This window comes from Asanoa sp. NPDC049573 (genome assembly GCF_040676615.1).
In the GTDB taxonomy this organism is placed as follows: Bacteria; Actinomycetota; Actinomycetes; order Mycobacteriales; family Micromonosporaceae; genus Asanoa.
In genome coordinates this window covers 126,913-147,043 of the sequence record NZ_JBFAPI010000006.1, presented here as the reverse complement: position 1 = coordinate 147,043, position 20,131 = coordinate 126,913, and the positions used below count along the sequence as shown (strand labels likewise).

At 64.8% G+C, this 20,131-nt stretch carries 22 protein-coding genes and 3 tRNA genes; 17 read left to right on the top strand and 8 right to left on the bottom strand.

Features of this window, described 5'->3' with window-relative positions:
• Nucleotides 1-68: 68 nt before the first annotated feature.
• Complete coding sequence (locus AB0J74_RS16115) at nucleotides 69-1,316, top strand: hypothetical protein (protein ID WP_363448530.1); 1,248 nt, start codon at nucleotides 69-71, stop codon at nucleotides 1,314-1,316.
• Between the two features lie 13 nt (nucleotides 1,317-1,329).
• Here the strand turns inward: AB0J74_RS16115 and AB0J74_RS16110 are convergent, their stop codons facing one another.
• The gene (locus AB0J74_RS16110; RefSeq protein ID WP_363448529.1) at nucleotides 1,330-2,238 is read right to left on the bottom strand and encodes a hypothetical protein; all 909 of its coding nucleotides are present in this window, start codon (nucleotides 2,236-2,238) and stop codon (nucleotides 1,330-1,332) included.
• A gap of 461 nt (nucleotides 2,239-2,699) precedes the next feature.
• Here AB0J74_RS16110 and AB0J74_RS16105 point away from each other — a divergent pair, with 461 nt between their 5' ends.
• The 4 genes from AB0J74_RS16105 to AB0J74_RS16090 all read left to right on the top strand — a co-directional run bounded on the left by AB0J74_RS16105 (nucleotide 2,700) and on the right by AB0J74_RS16090 (nucleotide 6,772).
• Nucleotides 2,700-3,743, top strand: a complete 1,044-nt coding sequence (locus tag AB0J74_RS16105) for a pentapeptide repeat-containing protein (RefSeq protein ID WP_363448528.1) — start codon at nucleotides 2,700-2,702, stop codon at nucleotides 3,741-3,743.
• A 174-nt stretch (nucleotides 3,744-3,917) separates the two neighbouring features.
• Nucleotides 3,918-5,789, top strand: a complete 1,872-nt coding sequence (locus tag AB0J74_RS16100) for a hypothetical protein (RefSeq protein ID WP_363448527.1) — start codon at nucleotides 3,918-3,920, stop codon at nucleotides 5,787-5,789.
• 180 nt (nucleotides 5,790-5,969) lie between these two features.
• Nucleotides 5,970-6,464, top strand: a complete 495-nt coding sequence (locus AB0J74_RS16095; protein ID WP_363448526.1) for a nucleoside-diphosphate kinase — start codon at nucleotides 5,970-5,972, stop codon at nucleotides 6,462-6,464.
• On the top strand, nucleotides 6,464-6,772 hold the full coding sequence (locus tag AB0J74_RS16090) for a hypothetical protein (protein ID WP_363448525.1): 309 nt from the start codon (nucleotides 6,464-6,466) through the stop codon (nucleotides 6,770-6,772). Before AB0J74_RS16095 ends, AB0J74_RS16090 begins: the two co-directional genes overlap by 1 nt.
• A gap of 2 nt (nucleotides 6,773-6,774) precedes the next feature.
• On the opposite strand, the gene AB0J74_RS16085 is transcribed toward AB0J74_RS16090, so the two are convergent.
• The 3 genes from AB0J74_RS16085 to AB0J74_RS16075 form a co-directional block, all read right to left on the bottom strand.
• Nucleotides 6,775-7,176: an NUDIX hydrolase gene (locus AB0J74_RS16085; protein WP_363448524.1), complete on the bottom strand. Its 402-nt coding sequence runs from the start codon at nucleotides 7,174-7,176 to the stop codon at nucleotides 6,775-6,777.
• Nucleotides 7,173-7,772 carry an NUDIX hydrolase gene (locus AB0J74_RS16080; RefSeq protein ID WP_363448523.1) on the bottom strand — a complete coding sequence of 200 codons (600 nt, stop codon included), beginning with the start codon at nucleotides 7,770-7,772 and terminating at the stop codon, nucleotides 7,173-7,175. The genes AB0J74_RS16085 and AB0J74_RS16080 overlap by 4 nt, the downstream gene beginning before the upstream one ends.
• A 127-nt stretch (nucleotides 7,773-7,899) precedes the next feature.
• Nucleotides 7,900-8,250, bottom strand: a complete 351-nt coding sequence (locus tag AB0J74_RS16075) for a GntR family transcriptional regulator (RefSeq protein ID WP_203718966.1) — start codon at nucleotides 8,248-8,250, stop codon at nucleotides 7,900-7,902.
• 95 nt (nucleotides 8,251-8,345) lie between these two features.
• Here AB0J74_RS16075 and AB0J74_RS16070 point away from each other — a divergent pair, with 95 nt between their 5' ends.
• The 8 genes from AB0J74_RS16070 (at nucleotide 8,346) to AB0J74_RS16035 (ending at nucleotide 14,762) form a co-directional block, all read left to right on the top strand.
• Nucleotides 8,346-8,639, top strand: a complete 294-nt coding sequence (locus AB0J74_RS16070; protein ID WP_363448522.1) for a hypothetical protein — start codon at nucleotides 8,346-8,348, stop codon at nucleotides 8,637-8,639.
• A 521-nt stretch (nucleotides 8,640-9,160) separates the two neighbouring features.
• Complete coding sequence (locus tag AB0J74_RS16065) at nucleotides 9,161-9,412, top strand: DUF6284 family protein (protein ID WP_363448521.1); 252 nt, start codon at nucleotides 9,161-9,163, stop codon at nucleotides 9,410-9,412.
• Between the two features lie 33 nt (nucleotides 9,413-9,445).
• On the top strand, nucleotides 9,446-9,670 hold the full coding sequence (locus tag AB0J74_RS16060; protein WP_203718968.1) for a hypothetical protein: 225 nt from the start codon (nucleotides 9,446-9,448) through the stop codon (nucleotides 9,668-9,670).
• Nucleotides 9,667-10,392 (top strand): DUF2637 domain-containing protein, encoded by a 726-nt coding sequence (locus tag AB0J74_RS16055; protein WP_363448520.1) that lies wholly within the window; start codon nucleotides 9,667-9,669, stop codon nucleotides 10,390-10,392. Before AB0J74_RS16060 ends, AB0J74_RS16055 begins: the two co-directional genes overlap by 4 nt.
• Nucleotides 10,389-10,733, top strand: coding sequence for a hypothetical protein (locus AB0J74_RS16050; RefSeq protein WP_363448519.1), 345 nt, complete (start codon nucleotides 10,389-10,391; stop codon nucleotides 10,731-10,733). Before AB0J74_RS16055 ends, AB0J74_RS16050 begins: the two co-directional genes overlap by 4 nt.
• A 179-nt stretch (nucleotides 10,734-10,912) precedes the next feature.
• Nucleotides 10,913-12,946: a cell division protein FtsK gene (locus AB0J74_RS16045; protein ID WP_363448518.1), complete on the top strand. Its 2,034-nt coding sequence runs from the start codon at nucleotides 10,913-10,915 to the stop codon at nucleotides 12,944-12,946.
• A 467-nt stretch (nucleotides 12,947-13,413) separates the two neighbouring features.
• A complete protein-coding gene (locus tag AB0J74_RS16040) occupies nucleotides 13,414-13,596 on the top strand; it encodes a helix-turn-helix domain-containing protein (RefSeq protein ID WP_363448919.1) in 183 nt (60 codons plus the stop codon).
• Nucleotides 13,593-14,762, top strand: a complete 1,170-nt coding sequence (locus AB0J74_RS16035) for a site-specific integrase (protein WP_363448517.1) — start codon at nucleotides 13,593-13,595, stop codon at nucleotides 14,760-14,762. The genes AB0J74_RS16040 and AB0J74_RS16035 overlap by 4 nt, the downstream gene beginning before the upstream one ends.
• A gap of 65 nt (nucleotides 14,763-14,827) precedes the next feature.
• Here the strand turns inward: AB0J74_RS16035 and AB0J74_RS16030 are convergent.
• From AB0J74_RS16030 to AB0J74_RS16020, 3 genes are all read right to left on the bottom strand, one after another.
• Nucleotides 14,828-14,902: transfer RNA gene (locus AB0J74_RS16030), tRNA-Val, on the bottom strand.
• 13 nt (nucleotides 14,903-14,915) lie between these two features.
• Nucleotides 14,916-14,986 (bottom strand) — tRNA-Cys (locus AB0J74_RS16025).
• Nucleotides 14,987-15,008: 22 nt separating this feature from the next.
• Nucleotides 15,009-15,081, bottom strand: a tRNA-Gly gene (locus AB0J74_RS16020).
• A 149-nt stretch (nucleotides 15,082-15,230) separates the two neighbouring features.
• Here AB0J74_RS16020 and AB0J74_RS16015 point away from each other — a divergent pair.
• Nucleotides 15,231-15,980, top strand: coding sequence for a class I SAM-dependent methyltransferase (locus AB0J74_RS16015; RefSeq protein ID WP_363448516.1), 750 nt, complete (start codon nucleotides 15,231-15,233; stop codon nucleotides 15,978-15,980).
• On the opposite strand, the gene AB0J74_RS16010 is transcribed toward AB0J74_RS16015, so the two are convergent.
• On the bottom strand, nucleotides 15,940-16,062 hold the full coding sequence (locus AB0J74_RS16010; protein WP_116069511.1) for a 50S ribosomal protein L36: 123 nt from the start codon (nucleotides 16,060-16,062) through the stop codon (nucleotides 15,940-15,942). The genes AB0J74_RS16015 and AB0J74_RS16010 overlap by 41 nt on opposite strands.
• A 267-nt stretch (nucleotides 16,063-16,329) precedes the next feature.
• On the opposite strand from AB0J74_RS16010, the gene AB0J74_RS16005 reads away from it, so the two are divergent.
• The 3 genes from AB0J74_RS16005 (at nucleotide 16,330) to AB0J74_RS15995 (ending at nucleotide 19,631) form a co-directional block, all read left to right on the top strand.
• Nucleotides 16,330-17,688: an aromatic acid exporter family protein gene (locus AB0J74_RS16005; RefSeq protein ID WP_363448515.1), complete on the top strand. Its 1,359-nt coding sequence runs from the start codon at nucleotides 16,330-16,332 to the stop codon at nucleotides 17,686-17,688.
• A 359-nt stretch (nucleotides 17,689-18,047) separates the two neighbouring features.
• The gene (locus tag AB0J74_RS16000; protein WP_363448514.1) at nucleotides 18,048-18,545 is read left to right on the top strand and encodes a hypothetical protein; all 498 of its coding nucleotides are present in this window, start codon (nucleotides 18,048-18,050) and stop codon (nucleotides 18,543-18,545) included.
• 630 nt (nucleotides 18,546-19,175) lie between these two features.
• The gene (locus tag AB0J74_RS15995; RefSeq protein WP_363448513.1) at nucleotides 19,176-19,631 is read left to right on the top strand and encodes a hypothetical protein; all 456 of its coding nucleotides are present in this window, start codon (nucleotides 19,176-19,178) and stop codon (nucleotides 19,629-19,631) included.
• The last annotated feature ends 500 nt before the right edge of the window (nucleotides 19,632-20,131 follow it).

Sequence of the window (20,131 nt, the reverse complement as noted above, 5' to 3'; positions counted from 1 at the left end):
AATTACGAGAATTTGTCTACTTAGATGAGGTCAGCGTGTTTAGCCTAATTGCATCACGTCTAGGGCCAGTGGCATCCGAGTTTACGGATACCGAAGCGAACGCACTGAAGACCGAGATGCAAGGAACCGTCGGCGCCACAGTCGGCGTAGTTAAAGGCGAAACGAAGTCGAGGTTCGAGAGTGCGCAGACTAGAAGCTCTCAGGTCCTGCGAAAGGCGACCGTGCAGACTCACTTTAAGGAACTCTATGAGCTGGAAGTAGAAGATCTGGCGATTGGATCATTGGCAGGTGGCAGTGACCGTCCGCCTCAAGTCGGAACTGCCAAGGGACTCCAAGGTAGGGTTGGCAAACCCGAGTTTGACGGATGGTTAATCCACGAAAAGGAGTGGCGCCGGGGTCAACTTTTCGAAATTGAGGTCGAGCTTTTGGCGGATCCGATTTTCAGGATGAGCTCAAGCTTGACCGCAGTGGTCGACATCATAAGCGAAAGCCCCGAGCTCTTCCCAACGTCGATGACGGGGCAACTGACCACGCCTACCGCGATCAATCGAGTATTGGAGCGGATGATGGTTGGGTTGATCCCTGTGAGAGGAAAGGCGCTGGACTATAAAGCCATCAACCTGCCTAATGGCGAGAAGGCGCTTGCGCACGTCGAGGTCTTGCGTAAAGTCGAAGATTTAGATGAGCTAAACGTCCGGGATTTGGTCGTTGTCGGTGTGACAGAGCAGCGGCTCTATTGGAAAGACGTCCGCCAAGTCCTGTACTCAGACGCTCGATATAAGATGCTCTGCCGCATGTCCAACGATAAGCTTGCAAACGATTGGCGCCCAGTCAAGATGGTGGACCTGTTAGGCGGGCTGGCACCAGATCTTCCCCGCGCCATGTCTGAGTTTGGCGAGAGTGCATTCAGCATCCTCTCGGGCGCGAATAGGAACGTCACCACGGATAGCGAAAGAGCGGATGGAATGGCGACAGCGCTCATTGAGTATGCCCGCCTAATCGGCGACGAGGCGGGCATCGGGTTAGAGCCAGAAGTCCAGGATCAGATCGAGGAACTGTCAAGGGAACTGGGCGGATCGTACGAGGACCTCGCCAAACGTCGCGCTGCGTTCGAGGCGATAAGGGAATTCCTGCGATCGCGAGTCGCTGTCGAAATCGACGCCACCAAGGCTGCATACCTTCGTAGCATTGCGTTGACCAATGCTGGGTTGACCATGGACGCAAAACCGACCCTACCTGCTATCTCGCCCATTAAGCAAAGCACGCTTGCGCGAGAAGTATTCCTAGATTCCGAAATCATTGGCATATATTGGTGACCTACCCACACGTTCACCCGAAGAAAGCCTTGACGGCCTCAGCAACGAGGTTAGCGGCGGCGCCGCTTCCGAACTGAGTAGACGCTTGGGCCAGCCAGCCGCGGACGCGGGAGCCTGGCTCGCGCTGCGGGGCGGTGCCGGCCTCGGACCGGTCTGCGGCGAGAGCGGCGCGCAGTTCGGAGATCGCCGAGTCCATCACGCCAAGCGCGCGGAGCGCTTCGAAGAGTGAACGTTCGTCCCCGCGCTCGACGTTGACCGACTGTTCGAAGTCGGTACTTCCGACCGCAACATTGGACGTGCCGTAAAAATTGAACGTATTCGCGACGGCTGCTGCCTTTTCGCGAGCGCTTGCTGTCGCGTCTCCCTGGCCGGCCTCTGGCGCGACCCGTTCGAGTTCAAGGGCGAGATCCAGGATGCGGTTGCGGACGGCGTCGAGCACGCCGACCCAAACCTGTCGCATGATCGGCCGATGCGCGGTCATCAACGCCATGTCGTCCTGCAGCACTCGGTGGATGATTCCGGTGGCAGTTCCGTAGTTGTAGTACCGCATCGCGTCTGCTGGCCAGGCGAACTCGACGCTGTCTCGCTCGGCCATGTCTGCGATCTGTGCGACAGGGTGGAAGATGCGAAGCATAAAGAGGGACGATTCGCGCATATCAGAAGGGAATGTGCTCGGCGGGATCGGCACGTTCTGTGCCTGGCGGTTGCCCATCCCAACGAAGTGCCCCAGCACTATCGTCTCGACGGGGCCGCGGTACTCGGGGAGGATGTCCTCGTTCTTGTAGCCCTCAAGCTCTTTGGCAACCCAGTCCGCCAGCTTTGTAGAGCGGGTTCTGGACGCCACGACCTTGAGCTTTCGCAGCAGCGTCGACACATCGGCAGGCCCGGCGGCACCATCGATGACTTCGGCGAGAAGCGTCACGGCGCGAGCGTACCTCTGTTGCATGTGGAGCTACGAGGAACCCGAAGCGCGGGCGCGGTTTGGCTGCCTGTGGTGTGCGGCGAGCTCTCGGGATCTGCAAGCCATCCCAGAGTCGCCGAAGGTCCAGGGGCGAGTAACCGGGCCGCCCGCCGCTACCTCCGGGTCGCAGGCCGGATGCCTTACCCGCCGGAGGCAAACGGATGCCCCAGGCGAACTTCCAGCGTCCCGGTAGAGCGGGGAGCGAACACGCCCCAATGGCGCGGGTAGTCGCTGAGCATGTACGGAAGCGGCGGAGTCGCCTAAGGTGCTCAAGCATGGCTCGACTGCCTCGCTGGTTTGCGAAACCCTATGAGGTCCTATCACTCAACGCCTTCAAGGTCCGCCGTCGGTTGCGGCATGAGGTACCTGTATGGCTAAGGCGGTTTGTAATCAGTTGTGCGGCGCTAGCCGCACTGACAGGGGTGGCGCTCCTCATCTGGCGTGGACCATTTTGGTTTGATGCGCAGCTTATCGACTCAATAAAAGATCCTGAGAAGAAGGCACAGGCGGTCACGTCTAGCAGAACGACGCTACTGCAGATCGCCCTCGCTTTCGGCGGCCTCGCAACCATCGTGTTTACCGCACGAAGCTACCTTCTTACGCGGTCGGGGCAGGTAGCAGACCGGTACACCAAAGCGGCCACACAACTAGTGTCATCCCACCCGGCTGAACGTATCGGCGCCATCTATGCTCTGTCGAGATTGATGCGGGACTCTCCGCGCGATCATCGCGCGGTGGTCGACTTGCTGGCTGGCTTTGTCCGCGACGCTAGACCGCGAGACGAATACGTTGAAGACGACGCCGACCTCGAACTCGATGACAGCTATGAATCTAGTTTGCATTGGGTGGGCAATCCTTTGCCGATCGATGTGCAAACTGCACTCACAGCCCTAAACAACCGGCCCCGTCGTTACGAATCTCCTTGGATCCAGTTGGGCCCAACAGATTTGCCGGGCGCTGCCCTCCTTCATGGCTGGATTGACAATCTCCATTTCGAAGGGTCGAACCTACAGGGTGCGGACCTCGTTAATGCCCGATGCATTAAAGGTGTGGCGTTGCATGGATGCGACCTCCGGGCGGCAAATCTCAGCGGTGCGCGGTTGCCAGCATCACACATCTCCGACGCAAACCTGGTTGGCGCTCTTCTCCGGTGGGCGGACCTACGTGGCTCCAGCTTGGACGGTTCCGACCTCCGTAGCGCCGTGTTGCGCGGTTGCAACCTGAAAGGCGCATCGCTACAGCAGGCCGACCTTCGTGGCGTTGACCTAACCGAAGTGAAGGGCCTCAGACACGAACAGCTTGCTCTGGCTGTGATCGATGACGGGACCCTCGTACCGGCCTATCTCGGCAAACGCCGTCGAGGCGCCGCGCCTAGTGCAGTGACGCCGGAAGACGCGGTTGGACGAGTAGGAACAGAAGGCGAAGGTCATCATCGCTCCACCGACGACGGCGCTGCGCCGGCGTAGCCCGATTGGATCAATCGAGTCATAACCCGCGCCTGTGCCCGCTGAACGCCCGCAACTCATGGTGCTCTTGGAAGCGGAGTCGACCTAGTTGGCCATCGTAAGGTGGCCAGTTCGTGTAACCCGATCGAGTTACTTGGACGCGAGGCGGTGGGTTCGGTTAGATACGCTCAATAGATGGACGAAGTTGAGAGCGTTCAGCCGGTCGCTCTGACGTTGCTTCGCCCATTTCTGTCGCTCACCATTGTCCAGATCGAGGCCGAGGACAAGCCGAGAGCATTCGACCGATTCATGGCGGAAGTCAGACGGAGAAGTCGAAAACGCCGCGATGACGTCCGCAACGTTGTCGCAGACGGCATTGGCGAAGCCCTACGCAAGTCGCCCGACCTCTCCTGGCTCAGCGACGATCTATACCAAGTCGATGCATTCATTCTCCGCCACGACAAGCACCCCTCGTGGATGGCATCCGATGTCCCCTACACGAACGTCAGCTACAGACTGTTCCTTGGATTGAGGCGAGGTCGGTTGATCGCCTTCTATACAGATTTTGAATCAATCAAAGAGTCGATGCAGCGTTGGCTCGATGAGCCCGTCAGAAAACAGTACCAGCGGATACCAGAGGCTTTCTCAAAAGCAGCATTCTTGCGTGGGAGTCAAACCCGGAGCATTTGGCTGCGCGGAATCCATTCGAAGAGATCCACCAAGGCAGACACCAAGGCGCTGAGCGGTACCCGAGTCGAAGATCTACTAGTTCCAGGTGATGGTTCTTTCGCCATGAGCGCTGCTAGAGCGGAGGTGCCTCGTGACGCCGGCCTCGTTGCACTAAGAGGCACAGTTGGCGCTGCGCCGGACAAGTCTCGGATGTGGGGCTCGGGTTCAGACGGCGTGGCCCACTTCTTCGCGCAAGCGAACGAAGCACTCGTTCTAGTAGAAGAGGCGATGGCTGACCAAGCCGCCCCAGATGATCCCTATCCTTTGCTGGCTCAGCGAGAAGAAGACCTCTCTTCGGTTACAAGCGCGTTCGACGTCTCGTTTTTGCAGCCAGAGGATTTGTCGGTGGTTGGCGTGAGCGAGGAAAGAGTGTCGGCCGCTGCCCTGTTGCAGCAAGCTCTCATCGAGGTAGAGGGCGATCCGAAAGGCATCGATTTCCGTTTGCATGTAGGATTGGATGGTTCTCTCGGCGGAACGTTGAAGTGCTTTGTGAGGGAAGTTCGAAATAGGCTTGTCTGCAAATTCGGTTTTGATGGCGATCCCACCAATCTCCCTTCTGTTCGGCCAATTCTCGACGCGCTCAGAGATCATGGCCAAGATCTGATGACCGCCCACTATCAGTCCGGACACGCCTTCCTTAACTCCCAGATGTGGAAGATGGAGATTCGGTCGGCGGCATTTCCGAACTGGAGATTCGAAGACTTCTCGGGCTATCGGGTAACTGCCGAGAAGCCCCTGATAGATCAAGATCGCGTAGCTAGCACACAGGAGATTCACGACGCGATTGGCGGCGAAGGCGATGACTCGCTGTTTGGGTGGGTAGTAAACTCCTATACGCATGGTTGGCTCACTTGTGACGACGGTGCAGGCGAAGTTTCTGACTTCGTCCACTTGGACCCGGATGGCAAACTCACTCTTATACATGTCAAGGGTGCTGGCAGCATTAGCCCACGCAGGCAAATAGCCGTTGGACCGTATGAGGTAGTGGCGAGCCAAGCTGTAAAGAACGTTCGCTACATCTCTGGCGAGCACCTGGAATTGCGGCTAGCGAGGCCTTCGATCGCCCGGCCTGCCTGTTGGACCGATGGTCGGAGGACAACTGACCGCGGCGAACTTCTGGAGATGCTGCGCTACAGGGGACCGCAAGACAACGCCCACGTAGCAATTGTGCAACCACATGTAACCCACCGGAGCCAGCAGGCTGCCCGTGCGCGTGCCGAAGTGGGCACTAATACGCCGGACGCTCTCCGAATGATGTTGCTGGACTCGCTTCTCTTTGCAGTGAGGGCTGCAGTGGTAGAACAAACTGGGGATCTGTTCGTGATCGGGAGTAGATGAGGACGCCACGCAGGGCAACGCTGTACGAAGCGATCCTGTGGCCGGCTTCAAAGGTCGACCCCGCTTGGGGAACCAAACAGTGGCATCCCATACGTGCCTCCTGACCCCAGCAAGCGGATCCCTACGGACATCGGGCAGGCTGTAGGCGTTGCCCGATCTTCGGAACTCAGGAGCGAACACATGGCGGCGCTACAGCGGACCCTCGTACTGCTGAAGCCAGACGCGGTTGCACGCGGTCTGGTTGGTCGGATCTTCCAACGGTTTGAGGACGCTGGTCTGAAGATCGTCGGAACGAAGATGGTGCAGATCGACGCTGAGCTGGCGAAGAAGCACTACTTCGACCTGGAGGAGCGGTTCGGCAAGTCGGTCTTCGACGTCACCGCGAACTTCATGCAGACCGGGCCGGTCATCGCCCTGGTACTGGAGGGCGTCGAGGCCGTAGCGACCGTCCGTCGTCTGGTTGGTGTGACGTTCCCGAACGAGGCTACGCCCGGCACGATCCGTGGGGACTTCGCGCACACCTCGAAGGCTTACACCGAGTCGAAGCACACGGCTGCCGCGAACCTTGTGCACGCGTCAGGCAAGCCGGACGAGGCCAAGTACGAGGTCGACCTGTGGTTCGACGGTTCGGAGTTGCACGACTACCAGACGGTGGCCGAAAAGTTCCTCTTCTAGTGGCCGCTGACGACGGGGCGCCGACGATCGCCGAGTTGCAGGGGCTGTACGACGAGGAGCTGTTCTACGAGGAAGAGCGCTCCGCGGCGGAGTACGCGTACGCGCTTGCTGTGAGGCTGCGCGAGGCTGGTCAAGCAGACGAGGCTCGGAAGTACGCGCGAGCTTGTGTCGAGTTGGCCGAGCGGCTGCCGTCTGCCAGCCTCGATCACGTGGCATCGGGGCGGCAGTCGGTCGGTGGGGTGCCGTTGCCGGACCACTTCCACGATGGCGTGGTCCGGTCTCGCCTGGCTGACTTGCTCGCCGGCTGAGGTCAGCGCAGCGCTGCGTCTAGGTACTCCTGAACTGGGCCATAGAACGGGTAGGGCACGTGTTTGGCTACGGTGGCGCGGTCGCACCACGCCACCTCGGCCAACTCTTCTTCGTCGGCGACGAAGGCGGTCCCGTCGACCCGGTCGCATGCGATGTAGTCCATGGTCCGGCCGGTGTTCGGGTGGACGCGACTTCCGAGCGACTTCGTCGCTCGGACCGTCAATCCAGTCTCTTCGTAAGCCTCACGTGCTGCTGCGTCCTCATTGGACTCGCCTGGTTCGACTTCGCCGGCTGGGAACTGCCATGAGAGTTGGCCTTCGCTGACGCGTCGGCGAACAAGGAGAAGCCGGCCGTCGTCGATGATGACGGCGGCGGCGATGGTGGGTCGGATGGGCTCGGTCATGGCTCCTCGTTCAGTGCTTGCTGTATGGGTGGGTAGAGGCGGTCGGCGGGGATGAAGTCGTCGAGGCGTTGCCGTGGAATCCAGACCGCGTCGACGTTTTCGGCGGTGTCGCGGTTCTCAACCCGGCCGGTGAGGTAGAGGCAGAGGAAGTACTCGCAGAAGACGCCGGTGATGGGGTGGATGCGGCTTCCGAGTTCCCGGACCACGGAGGCGTGGATGCCGGTCTCTGCAAGGGTTTCTCGGATGGCGACGGTCCGGGAGTTCCCGCCTGGCTTGACGATGCCCGCGGGGAACTGCCAGGTGATGCCGTTCGGATCGTCTTCGCGTCGGCAGACGAGTAGGACGTCGGTTTCGTTGGTGACCACGGCGATCGCGACAGTGAGCGTGACGCTGCTGGGTGCGGCTTCGATCTCGGCTCGGTCGTCGGCGCGGAGTTGCCGCGCGAAGCGCACCTTGACTGACTCGTCCGCCCGCTCGTAGGCGGTGTCGAGCGCTCGTTGGAGCTCGGGCCGGATGACGATCGCCGGCCGCTCGTGCCACGCCGCAACGGTTCGCTTGGCGACGCCGATGAGTGCGGCCATCTCGTCCTGTGACATGCGCAGTGCGGCTTGGAGCGCGCTGGCGTATCGGCCTGTCCATTGGTCGATGACGGTGTGCCGCGCGGGTTGGCTCATCGCGAAGCCTTGCGATCGAAGGCTGCGCGACGGCGGTCCATCCGTGTGCCTAGTCGGCGACCGTTAGGTTCGTGCCGGCCGGGAAGGTCTCGGAATCCCCTGACGCTCGGGTGACGGTGAGCGCCGTGCTCGATGTGACGCTGTCACCGCGGTGAAGCTTGACCTCCGGTGGCGTGTCGACGACGTAGGTGCCGTGACCTTGCCGGACTTCGATCAAGCCTTCCTGGCGTAGGACCGCCAGGGCGCGGCGGACGGTCTCCCGCGCTAGGCCGAACTCGTCATGGAGATCCTTCTCGGAAGGCATCCGCCCGCCCGATGGGAGGGTCCCGTTGCGGATGCGGTCACGCAACACCGCGGCGAGCTGCATGTATGCGGCGCCTTCGCGGGATGGCGTGATCATGAGATCACCGTACGTAGGTCCGACTAGACGTCGGGTGGTATATTCGTCTAGACGTGTATGCGAGCTAATCGATCGGGCACGAAGGTGAGGGAAGCATGACGACAGAATCCACGCCTACCGGCGTCAATGGCTCGGACTGCCCCGCCTGGTGCGGCGCCAACCACTCGCACGGCAACGGGTTTCACGCGCAGTGCGTCGGCGAACTGCACTCGGACGGCACCGACCAGATCTCGGTCACGCTGACACGGTCAGCGAACGGTGACGGCGTCGAACTCGGCTACTACGCGCCCGGCCACGCACCGGCCATAGCGTTCCTCAACGCCGACGATGTCGGCAACCTGCATGACTACCTGGACATCGCTTGGGAGGCTCTCCGTCCGCCTCGCTAGCGACGGATGGCCGGAAGGCCCCGAGCGAACCTCGCTTGGGGCCTTCCGCCTGCTCGGCGGCGAACTGCACCGACACTGCATCCGCTGTGCATCGGCGATGGTCACTTGCCTCATCGGCGGCGCGGACGTTTCCCGGTTGACTTGTCCTCACCGGAACGACGCGCAACCGAAGGAGGTGAAGACACGATGTTCGACTCCACGGCAACCGATCCGCGACGCGGACGCGACGCCTGCCACGACCGGATCGACGCCGGTCGCCACGCGGGGGACCGGCCGAACATGCGGTCCGCGGCGGGCGCCTGGCCACGGGACACGTAAGCAGCCCACGTCACGCGGCTAATCGGCGCACCCACTGAACGCAGGTACGCCAACACGTCCTCGGTGGTCCACCAGTCGGTAGGCAACTCGCCGGTCGTCTCGGCCATCACCGGGGAGCGTACGTCACAACCATCCGCTCGTTCGCGGCGTACGCACTAGCTCGAATACAACGTCAGCTTGTAGTTCGTACCAAGGAGATCGCCGTGAAGCCTGTTCGTTCCAAGCCGAGCGACGACGGACCGTCGAGCGCCGAACTCGCCGCGATTCAGAGCGAGTGGCCGCTCATCGAGGCGGAGATGGCACTCGTCGCGGCCGAGATTCGCGTTCTGACCGCTCAACCTCAGCCGACGGTCCGCGACTGGCACCGCCTACGTGCCGCGGAGCGCCGGGTCCTCCGCGAGGTCGCGGCTCTCGTGCACTCCCGAGTGGGCGAGGTGTTCGGCGATGCCGCGTGACCACACACCTCCGTACGCGGAAAGGAGCCTCCGATGAGTTTGGGCATCTTCTCCCTGATCTTGATCGTCCTGCTCGCGACGTTGTTCGTCGACCGGCGGACCCGTGGCCGGATCGCGTTCGCGGCGGTGCTGGCGTTCATGCTCGGGCTGGTCGTCGCCGGCTCGGACGGCATCCTCGCCGGACCGGCGCACGCCATCATCGACGGCGTCCGGTCCGGGATGGCGACCGTCGGGGCGGCGCTCGGCGGTGACCGATGACCGATCGGCATCTGGTTCGTGTCCGGTGGGGAGTCCGCGGCGCCCTGGCCCTGGGCGTCGCGGCTTCGGTCGCGGCCAACATGCTGCACGCCGACCCGAACCCGATCTCGCAAGCCATCTCGGCGTGGCCGCCGCTCGCGCTGCTGCTGACCGTCGAGCTGATCTCGCGGGTCCCGGTGCATCGACGGTCACTGGCCGTGGTGCGGCTGTCCGCGACAGCACTGATCGCCGGCATCGCCGCGTGGGTGTCCTACACCCACATGGTCGCGGTTGCCGCCCGCTACGGCGAACAGGGGCTCGCGTCCCATCTCATCCCGCTGTCCGTAGACGGCGTGGTCGTCGTCGCGTCCGTGTGCCTGGTCGAGCTGGCCGGACGCATGCAGCCGCACGCGGCGCCGGTCGACGCGGTGCCAGCGACGACACCGGACACGGACAGCACGCCGGACGCGGCCCCTGAGGTTGTCCCGGACCTGTCGCCGAACAAGGCCTCCGACGCGGCGCCTCAGCCGTCGCGCAAGCGTCCGGCTCGCAGGCCCGCCACCCGGAAGCCACTTCCGACGCAGGACACAGGTACCGCCGTCCGCCGGATACGCGACCGACACCCGGACATGTCCACGGCGGACATCGCGCGGCGGGTCGGCGTGACCGACCGGACCGTGCGTCGCCACCTCAAAGCCTCAAAGCCCAAAGCCAATGCACACGCGAAGGAGACGACTCGATGAGCAAGACGTATCAGCGCTTGACCAAAGCGCTTGCCGCACTCGGCGCGACGGCGGATGAGGTCGCGGACACCTTGCTCGCCGGCGGATGGACGGGGCTGCGCGAAGACGGCTTGGCCTGCCCGGTCTCCAAGTACGTCGTCAGCGTCCTGCCTGACATCGAGGTCGCGGCCACGAGCTTCCAGCGCATCAAGGTCATCTCGACCCGCGGCGAAACCGTCGACGCCTCGTTGCCGGTCGGCGCGGCCGAGTTCGTCACCGCCTTCGACACCGGCTCCTACGACGAACTCGCCGCGACGCTGACTCGCGGCGACGGCGAAGCCATCGACGACATCGAGCGCTGACCACGCCCGGGGCGCGGCCAACCGGCCTCGCAAACCACCCGCCGCGCCCCGGCCCCCGGTCAACCCATCTGGACATCGACGGAGGAACAACCATCATGGCAAACCCCGAAGACTTCGACTGGGACCGGCATGAAGCCGAGATCGTCGACCTGGACGCGGCACGAACCGATCGGCACGCCGTGCCGGTCGACGGGCCGGACGCCGACGACTCGCAGCGGTGGAGCGTCGCGGGAATCCGGACGTCGAAGCGGCGCCCCGTCGTGCCCGCGTGGGCACGGTCGTGGCCGGAGCTGTCGATACAGACCCGGTGGCTGCTCGGCTTCTCCGCACACGTAGTTGTCTACCACCTCATCCGCATCCCCAAGTACGCCGTCCGACTGGTCCTCCGCGCACCGCGCGGAGTCGTCCGGCTCACGACCGGGACCGCCTGGTGGGTCAGCGACGCCGAAGGCGGCCCGGTGCGCGCGGCAGCGGTGCGGCGGGAGAACGCAGAGGAATACCTGAAGCTCTCCCGGCAACGCGACGCTCGGGTGCGGCTACGCACCCTGCTCGCGCTTTCGGCCGGCAGCGTCGCGCTCAGCGGCCTAGCGCTGCTGTTGCTGCTCGGCACCCGAGAGCACTGGTGGATCGCGCTCACGGCGGCAGTCGCGTTGCTCGGTGCCATCGGCGCTCCCGCCGATCGGCCCCTGCTCGACGCTGCCGTGTCCACCGGCCGATCGCCGAAGCTCACCTCCGACGTGGTTCTCGCGGCGCTCGGCTCGATCGGTGTCGCGAGCATCAACCAGGCGTACGCGAAGAAGGGCGCCAAAGAAGCCGTCCGGTTCGTCGAACCGATCAGCCGTGACGGTCCCGGCTGGCGCGCCGTTGTCGACCTGCCGCCCGGCACGACCGTCGACCAGGTCGCCGACCGGCGCAAGGAACTCGCGTCCGCGCTTGGACGTCCACTCGGCTGCGTCTGGCCCGACGGCAACCTCGACGTCCACCCCGGGCGGTTGGTGCTGTGGGTCGGGGACGAAGACCTCGCCAAGTCGCGTCGTCCGGTCTGGCCGTTGTTGAAGGCGGGAACGGTCGACCTGTTCAAGCCGATCCCGTTCGGCACCGACCACCGGGGGCGCCCCGTTGTCGTCACGCTCATGTTTGCCTCGATGGTCATCGGCTCGATTCCCCGTGTCGGCAAGACTTTCGCCGCTCGCCTGCTTCTCCTTGGCGCATCGCTGGATGTGCTGGCCGAGATCCACGCCTACGACCTCAAAGGCATGGGCGACTTCGCGCCTCTGGAACCGGTCTGCCACCGCTACCGCGCCGGCTCCGAAGACGACGACATCGCCTACGGCCTAGCCGACATGCGCGAGCTGGCCCAAGAGCTGACACGGCGTAGCAAGGCCATTCGGGCATTGCCGCGAGAGGTGTGCCCGGAGTCGAAAGTAACCCCGGAACTCGCCGCACGCCGGACGTTCCGACTACACCCGATCGTCCTGGTAGCCGACGAATGCCAACGGTGGTTCGAACACCCCGTTTACGGCGACGAGCTGCGAGCGATAGCGGAAGACCTCGTGCGCCGCGGACCGGCCGCCGCAATCATCGCCGTCTTCGCCACCCAACGCCCCGACGCCAAGTCGCTACCGACAGGCATCTCCGGAAACGCCGTACTCCGCTTCTGCCTCAAAGTCATGGGCCAGATGGAGAACGACATGGTGCTCGGCACCAGCGCCTACCGCAACGGCATCCGCGCCACCATGTTCAGCCGACGCGACCTCGGAATCGGCTATCTCGCAGGTGAATCTGAAGACCCGCAGATCACCCGGACCTACTATGTGGACGGACCGGCAGCGGAAACCGTTGTCGCACGCGCCAAAGCCCTGCGACAGAAGGCGGGAACGCTGACTGGTCACGCCATCGGCGACGTCCGCGCACTCAAGGCCATCGCCGCATCCGTCTCGTTGCTCGACGACATCGCCGCGGTAGTGCCTACCGGAGAAGCGAAGGTGTGGTGCGAGACCGTGGCAGCCCGCCTGGCCGAGCTACGCCCCGACGTCTACGCCGGATGGGACGGCGAAAGGGTCACCGTCGCACTCAAGCCCTTCGGCGTGCGGGTCACTCAGATCTGGGGCAGCGACGCATTCACCGGCAAGGGCGCAAACCGGCGCGGTTTCGAACACGCACACCTCATCGCCGCCATCACCGAACGCAACCGCGGGCAAGACGCGGCATAGCCGCTGCACGGTGCTAGGTCTAGCGCTCCTCCGTGCAAGACCTAGCACCGCTGCTAGCACCTCGAACCGGCCTCCTGCTGGCCGTTAGCGCTCTAGCGGTCAGCGCTCCACCCCTCCTCAAACCCGCCGGAGAAGGTCATGGACCACTCGACATTGCTAGGAAGCATCGGCTGCGCTGCCCTGCCCCTGCTCACCGTCTGCTACCTCACCCTGTGCTGGATCGCCCCGTTCCGCCGCTGCCGTACATGCGGCGGAACCGGCCTCATCCGGCGCCGCTTAGGACGCACCTTCCGAACCTGCCGACGCTGCGACGCCACCGGACTACGGCTGCGCTTTGGCGCACACCTCATCAACGAAGCACTCCGCATCCACCGCGATGGCAACCGCTGAGAGGAGGCGACCCCGTGGAAGAACAAGCGACACAACCGTTGCGGCTGATACCGGGCGACGGAGATCAACCGAAGGCGATGTACCGCGTCCCAGAGGCGATGCGGCTACTCAGCCTCAGCCGCTCCGTCATCTACGAGCAGATCCGGTCCGGTCGCCTCCGCACCGTGACCCAGGGACGGACGCGACTCGTCCCGGCAAGCGCCATCGCCGAATACGTCGCCCTCCTCGAATCCGAAGCCAGCGAAAGGAAAGCGGCATGACCGAACGACGCAGCCGGGGCGACGGCGGACTGCACTGGGACAAGAAGCGGCAACGCTGGATCGCCTCCGTCACCATCGGCTACACCCCTGCGGGCAAGCGGATCGTCCGGCGGGGAAGCGGCAAGACCAAGACCGAAGCGAAAGCCAAGCTCAAGGAAGTCATCCGCGACTACGAAGACGGGCTGGCCATCGCAGCGACCGGATACACCGTTGCCGACGCGGTGAACGACTGGCTCGCCTACGGTCTCAGCAATCGTTCGCAAGCCACCATCGACAAGTACCGGACGTTGGCCGCGACCCATGTGGTTCCGGAGGTCGGCGCGAGAAAGCTACGCGAATTGAGCGCCCAGGACGTCGAGAAGTGGCTCGCCGCCAACGCGAAGACGCTCAGCAGCAGCACTGTTGGCATCCTCCACTCCATGCTCAACCGCGCTGTCCGTCGCGCCATGGCGCGGGACAAGGTGAAGCGCAACGTCGTCGAACTCTGCGCCATCCCGAAGGGCCAGGAAGGGCGCCCCTCGAAGTCGCTCACCCTCGTCGAGGCGCAAGCGCTTCTCGACGCTGCGGACGGGACCGCTCTTGAGGCATACATCGTTCTCTCGATGCTGATCGGTGCACGCACGGAAGAACTCCGGCCGCTCCGCTGGGATCACGTCGACCTCATCGGCAGACCGGAGCAGATCCCGCCCGTACCGCCGTCTGTGATGGTCTGGCGCTCGGTCCGGGAGGGTGGCGACACTAAGACCCGCAAGTCCCGCCGCACCCTCGCGCTCCCGAAGCGCTGCGTCGTCGCCCTCACCCGCCAGCGCGACCGGCAGATTGAAGATCGGAAGGCCGCGGGCAAGGACTGGCACGAGAGCGATCTCGTCTTCACGAGCACGGTCGGGACCCAGCTCGACCCGGCCAACGTCCGCCGCGCATTCCGACGCGTGATCAAGGCCGCGGGCCTCAACCCGAGGGACTGGACGCCACGGGAACTACGGCACAGCTTCGTGTCCCTCATGTCGGAGGCCGGCGTCACCGTCGAGGAGATCGCGCCGCTCGTGGGCCACGCCGGAACGCGGGTGACGGAGGCGGTCTACCGGCACGAGCTGCGCCCGGTGCTGCTCCACGGCGCCGCGACTATGGACAAGATCTTTGCGCACGCGACAGCCGAAGAACCGTAGTCACTCAGTTAGTTACTCAGGACGCGAAAGAGGCCATGTCCATCAATGGGACATGGCCTCTGAGCTGGTGGGCGATACTGGGTTTGAACCAGTGACCTCTTCCGTGTCAAGGAAGCGCGCTCCCACTGCGCCAATCGCCCTCGCTTTTGTGCGAGGTGGAGACGGGATTTGAACCCGTGTAGACGGCTTTGCAGGCCGTTGCCTCGCCTCTCGGCCACTCCACCGAGGTCTTGCCTCGACGTGCCGAGCGGACGACGGGACTCGAACCCGCGACCCTCACCTTGGCAAGGTGATGCGCTACCAACTGCGCTACGTCCGCATGTCGCCTTGTTGTTCCTGGCGACGGATGTGAACTTTAGCCGAGGCCCCCGGCAACTGCCAACTCGGGGTACCCCCGGCGCGTCGTCGCGGCCAAGCGGGCAAAACGGACGCCGAGAAATGGGGCGACAGGGTTGGGAGAATCGGAGCGTGACCGAGCATCGCTTCTACGGTGACCTCGCACCCTGGTGGCCGCTGATCTCGCCGGCCGACGAATACGCCGAGGAGGCCGCCTTCGCGGCCTCGTTGCTGTGCGGCGCCCGCACCGTGCTCGAGCTGGGGAGCGGCGGCGGGCACAACGCCGTACACCTGAAGAAGCAGTTTGATCTCACGCTCGTCGACATCGCGCCGGGGATGTTGGAGCAGTCGCGGAAGATCAACCCAGAGTTGCCGCATCACCGGGGCGACATGCGCGACCTGCGCCTCGGCAGGGCGTTCGATGCCGTCTTCATCCACGACGCGATCACCTACATGACCACCGAAGGTGACCTGAGCAAGGCCATCGCGACCGCGGCGGCGCACGCCGACCGCGTGGTGCTCGTGCCCGACGACGTCAAGGAGACCTTCGAGCCGGACACCGACCACGGCGGGGTCGACGGCGACGACGGCCGCGCGGCGCGCTACCTGAGTTGGACCTACGACCCCGACCCGACCGACACCACCACCAGGACCGATTACGCGTTCCTGCTGCGCGACGCCGACGGCGGGATCAGCGCGGCCCAGGAGACCCATGTGACCGGCCTGTTCCCGCGCGACACCTGGTTGCGGCTGTTGCGGCAACACGGCTTCGCGGCGGAGGCGGTCACCGAGGTGACCTCTGACGACCGCACCCCGCGCACGTTCTTCGTGGGCCGGAAAACTAACCCTGGCGCCCGCTCCAACGCGGGTTCTTCCGGTTGAGCACCATGATGCGGTTGCGGCGCCGGACGACCTTCGCGCCTGGCTTGCGGCGGAGGGAGCGGAGCGAAGTGCGTACCTTCATGATCAAAGCCTTTCCCTAGCGTGCCTCCAGCGCAACGCAACGACCACTCTGCGCATTCCCAAAAGCACTTGCAGTCTGATTCTTGCAACGCATAGATAAACTTCTTGCGCGCATCTGCTGCGGAACGTACGGTGAGACACCTACCGGACCACTGCGGCTGAGCCTCCGGCAGTCCGCATCCAGGGGCCCCTCTCCTGCGCCGGCACGGCCCGGGGAAGGGGCCCCGCCGGTAAACTCGATCAGTCGTGACAACTGGTCGGGAGGGGCATGTCGAGAGGCTCGCGACACGGCCGGTCGGGCGCGGTTGCCCGACCCGCGGCCAAGGCACGCCGCATCGCGAGCGACAGCGTCCGAATCACCGGTGACCTGCTGGCCCCGGCCGACCCCGCCGACATCGCACCCACCGCCTCCCGCAGCCGCCGCTTCTGGGCCCGGATGCGGGGCCAGGAACCGATCCCGGGCCTCCGGACGATCAAGGTGGCGCTCGCGACCGTCCTGGCGTTCGTCCTGGCCGAACCCCTCTCCGCCAAAGAGCCGCCGATCGTCGCCGCGCTGACCGCGCTGCTGGTCGTGCAGGTCACCCCGATCAAGAGCATCCGCTCGGGTTGGGAACGCATCGGCAGCGTGATCGCCGGCGTCCTGGTCGCGGTCCTGTTGTCGAGCATCTTCGGCCTGCACTGGTGGAGCCTTGGCGTGACAGTCGTGGCATCCATGACAATCGCCTACGCGCTCCGTCTCGGTGACCACGCCCTGGAAGTACCGATCTCGGCGATGCTGGTGCTCGCCGTCGCGGGCAACACCAACGTCGGCATGGAACGGGTCTACGAGACCCTGATCGGCGCCGGCGTCGCCGTGGTGGTGAGCGTCGCCCTGCCGAGGGTCTACGTCCAGCCCGCCGGCAACGCGATCGGCAAGCTGGCCGCGGAGATCGGCAAACAGTTGCGCGACATGGCGGGCTGGGTGCAGTCGGACTGGACAGCTGACCGGGCGGCCGACAGCCTGCGCCGCGCCCGCAACATCGAGCAACTCATCACCACCGCCCGCACCGCCCTCACCCAGGCGGAAGACAGCGTGCGCCTCAACCCGCGCGCCATGCGCACCGCACACATCCCCGTCACCATGCGCCCCGGCCTCACCGCGCTCGAGTTCTGCACGATCTCCCTGCGCGGCGTCTCCCGCGCGTTGCTCGACCGCCGCTCCGGCGATTGCGCCCCGATCCCTCCGGGACCGTGGGTGACGCTCAGCGTGTCGCGCCTGCTCGACGCGATCGCCGACGCGGTACTGGCGTTCGGCGTCGTGATCGCCTCCGACGTCAGCGCGCCACCGCCGAGCCCCGAGCCCCTGCGGCACGCGCTACGCCGGGCCCGCTTCCTGCGCGACGAGTGCACCTACCAACTCCAGGAAGACGCCAAGACCGAACCGGCGATCTGGCGCGTCAACGGCGCGCTGGTCGGCCACCTGGACCGCTTGATCAACGACCTGGACCCAGACACCGAGTCGGTCTCGCCGGCGATCACCCGCCCGCGCCCCGAGCCGGTCCGGCCACTGCGCCGCTTCACGCCGGCGCTCATCCGGCAGCAACTCGACGACGGCGCCCGCTCGCTGCGCCGCCGGATCAAGCGATAGGAACGAAGGCATTTGGGCGCGCGTCCGTCTGGGGCACGACCGCTCGCTCCCGCGCGCAACGGGCCGGTCCCTGGCGGGCCCGTCCCTGCCTGGTCCGCGGTCGGCAGAACCACGCACGCCCTTTCAAGCGGCCCGAACGGCCCTCCGGGCCGCCCTTGACCTTGGAGCCTCTACGACCCCTCGGGCCGGTTGTTACCGGGCAGGCCCCGGCCTGCCCTGCCAGTGCGCGCGCCGCCCACCCGTCTCGGCCTCAGTAGATCCCGCCGGCCCGTGTGGACGCTGACGGACCGTTCCGCTGGCCAGCCCTGCTCGCGGGTGAGGTCATCGGACCCTGTTGGTTGCCTGGGGGTCAAGGAGTCATGAAGCGCTGGCGCTACGGTGGCCCCGTGCATCGCCTGATTGTGCGCAGTCAACACGCACAGCTTGTCGTCTGGACAGGCGACGAAGGCCCGATCCCGGCGAGCGTGGGCGCGATCGGCGTGGAGTACCGCGGTCGACTGGGGCACCCGTCCTCGTACGGGCTGCTCGTCGGCCGTGTAGCTGAGGGACGTGACGGTACGTTCTCACTCGATCCGACGCCGGGCACCCTGGCAGTGCCGGGCGAGCACGCCACGCTTGGTCTGACTGAGCCTGAGTATCGCGGCGCGCTCGGCGCCGCGAACGCGATGCTCGGTGGCGGCTTGGTCTTTACTGGCATCGTCGAGGGTCGGTACGGCTCGTCGACAGTTGTCTTCGCCAAGCTAACCGCTGTGCTCTGTGTGCTGTTAAGTGTCGGTGCCGAGGTCGTCGAAGAGTCACGGCTGTGGGCAACGTGGGACGAGCCCTGGCGTGCCCGATCTCCCCATCCGGCTGAGTGACAAGTGGTTCGGGGAGTACAGCAGGGAAGTACAGCAACCGACCCCGCGCGGGACCGGACCGCCAGCGCTTGCGAGACACCGGCCGACGTCGTACGAGACCGCATCCCGCCGTGCTGCCAGAACTTGACACGGAAGAGGTCACTGGTTCAATCCCAGTGTCGCCCACACGGTAGTTAGCTAGGCAGGTGAGCCGGTTTCCTCGGAGCGAGGGAGCCGGCCTCTTTGCATCCGTGCGCGTGTCGCTACACCGTTACCAAAGGCGCCGCAGTTGGTGCTCGATGATGCACTCCGACCTGCGCGGGTGGAGCAGTGCGCGGCCTCGACAACGCTCTCCCAGACCAGGGTGGCGCCCTCTTTGGTGACCATCCTCAGTGGACGATGGTGCGGACTCGGATTGCCCCCCGGGCTGTCCGAGCCCATCCAGGCCACGGTGAGGACGGAGGGTTACCTCTCATCGGCGCAGCGGGCGTTGCTCGAAGCCCGCTGCCCCGAACGCGCCCGACTCCGGCGCGAGCCGGAGCGCGAACGTTGTCGGCTGCCGGCGTACGATTTCGTTGATCCAGACGGGCGCGATGGCGGCGTGGGCACCGGGTAGCGTCGGCGTGCCATGATCCGCTAGTTTCCTTCGCCGTGGCAAACTCCGAGAAGATCAATAAATGGCGGACGAAGGTCTTTGTCTGGATCGGGCTGCCCGTGATTGCGGTCGCAGCCCTGTTCTTCGGCGCTTTCGATCTGGTTCCGGCATGGCAGGCGAAGGCCGGAGACGGCACGCCAGGAACGTTCACCGTGGTGCGCGAGGAGTGCGGGCGGCGCAACTGCACGTGGTATGGCGATTTCGCGGCTACCGATGGCGGGGGGCAGCGGACCGACGTCATTCTCTATGACGACCCCGACGGCCTGGCGGTGGGCGATTTCGTGCCCGTGCGTGACACGGGCGCCCGCAACGGCGTCTTCGCCGCGGCCGGCGGGTCGACCTGGCTGCTCATGACGGGCTTCGTTCTCGCGGGCGTGATCGCCGCGGTGGCCTGGGTCGTGATGGTCGTACGAACGGTACGCCGGCGGCGCGCGCTCGCTCCAGTTGGCTGAAGTCCGCTCCGCTCAACCGAGATGGAAGCCGCTTCCGACACATGGAAGCGGCTTCCACGTTTCGAGCGTTCGGAGGTCGCCGGCCGATGAGCCGACCAGCTGGGTGGGCGCCCACATAGGACGAACGAAGGAGTCCCAGGAGCTACAGCTGCGACGCGGACAGGGCTACGTCCCCGCAGCAGGTGTGACACCGTTGGCGCCGGTGACGCTCTAGTCTCCAGGGCCACGGTGCGAAGGCCGTTGCTCGCACAAATCGCGTCGCGGATGTCGAGGCGGCTTGGGCCGCATTGGAGGAGTCCTGGCCTGTCGTTCACCCGTCGACTGGACATCCCAGACCGCGGGATCCCGAGCGGCACGACAGCTACTGGCATGTCGAGGACGAGCCGAGTCTGGTCGGCCTCGATGACCTCAAGGAGCCGACAGCGGGTTCGGGTTTCCAGGTCTCGACCGGGAGCAGGGTTGGCGACACGACAGGTAGACGGCGGGGGTGGCGCACGGTC

Bases quoted from the DNA above. Each gene is read 5' to 3' on its own strand.
- AB0J74_RS16070 (WP_363448522.1), top strand. From the start codon at position 8,346: ATGACGACAGAATCCACGCCTACCGGCGTCAATGGCTCGGACTGCCCC.
- AB0J74_RS16040 (WP_363448919.1), top strand. From the start codon at position 13,414: ATGTACCGCGTCCCAGAGGCGATGCGGCTACTCAGCCTCAGCCGCTCC.
- AB0J74_RS16075 (WP_203718966.1), bottom strand. From the start codon at position 8,250: ATGATCACGCCATCCCGCGAAGGCGCCGCATACATGCAGCTCGCCGCG.
- AB0J74_RS16085 (WP_363448524.1), bottom strand. From the start codon at position 7,176: ATGACCGAGCCCATCCGACCCACCATCGCCGCCGCCGTCATCATCGAC.
- AB0J74_RS16055 (WP_363448520.1), top strand. From the start codon at position 9,667: ATGACCGATCGGCATCTGGTTCGTGTCCGGTGGGGAGTCCGCGGCGCC.
- AB0J74_RS16000 (WP_363448514.1), top strand. From the start codon at position 18,048: ATGAAGCGCTGGCGCTACGGTGGCCCCGTGCATCGCCTGATTGTGCGC.
- AB0J74_RS16010 (WP_116069511.1), bottom strand. From the start codon at position 16,062: ATGAAGGTACGCACTTCGCTCCGCTCCCTCCGCCGCAAGCCAGGCGCG.
- AB0J74_RS16100 (WP_363448527.1), top strand. From the start codon at position 3,918: ATGGACGAAGTTGAGAGCGTTCAGCCGGTCGCTCTGACGTTGCTTCGC.
- AB0J74_RS16035 (WP_363448517.1), top strand. From the start codon at position 13,593: ATGACCGAACGACGCAGCCGGGGCGACGGCGGACTGCACTGGGACAAG.
- AB0J74_RS16005 (WP_363448515.1), top strand. From the start codon at position 16,330: ATGTCGAGAGGCTCGCGACACGGCCGGTCGGGCGCGGTTGCCCGACCC.
- AB0J74_RS16080 (WP_363448523.1), bottom strand. From the start codon at position 7,772: ATGTCACAGGACGAGATGGCCGCACTCATCGGCGTCGCCAAGCGAACC.
- AB0J74_RS16060 (WP_203718968.1), top strand. From the start codon at position 9,446: ATGAGTTTGGGCATCTTCTCCCTGATCTTGATCGTCCTGCTCGCGACG.
- AB0J74_RS16095 (WP_363448526.1), top strand. From the start codon at position 5,970: ATGGCGGCGCTACAGCGGACCCTCGTACTGCTGAAGCCAGACGCGGTT.
- AB0J74_RS16050 (WP_363448519.1), top strand. From the start codon at position 10,389: ATGAGCAAGACGTATCAGCGCTTGACCAAAGCGCTTGCCGCACTCGGC.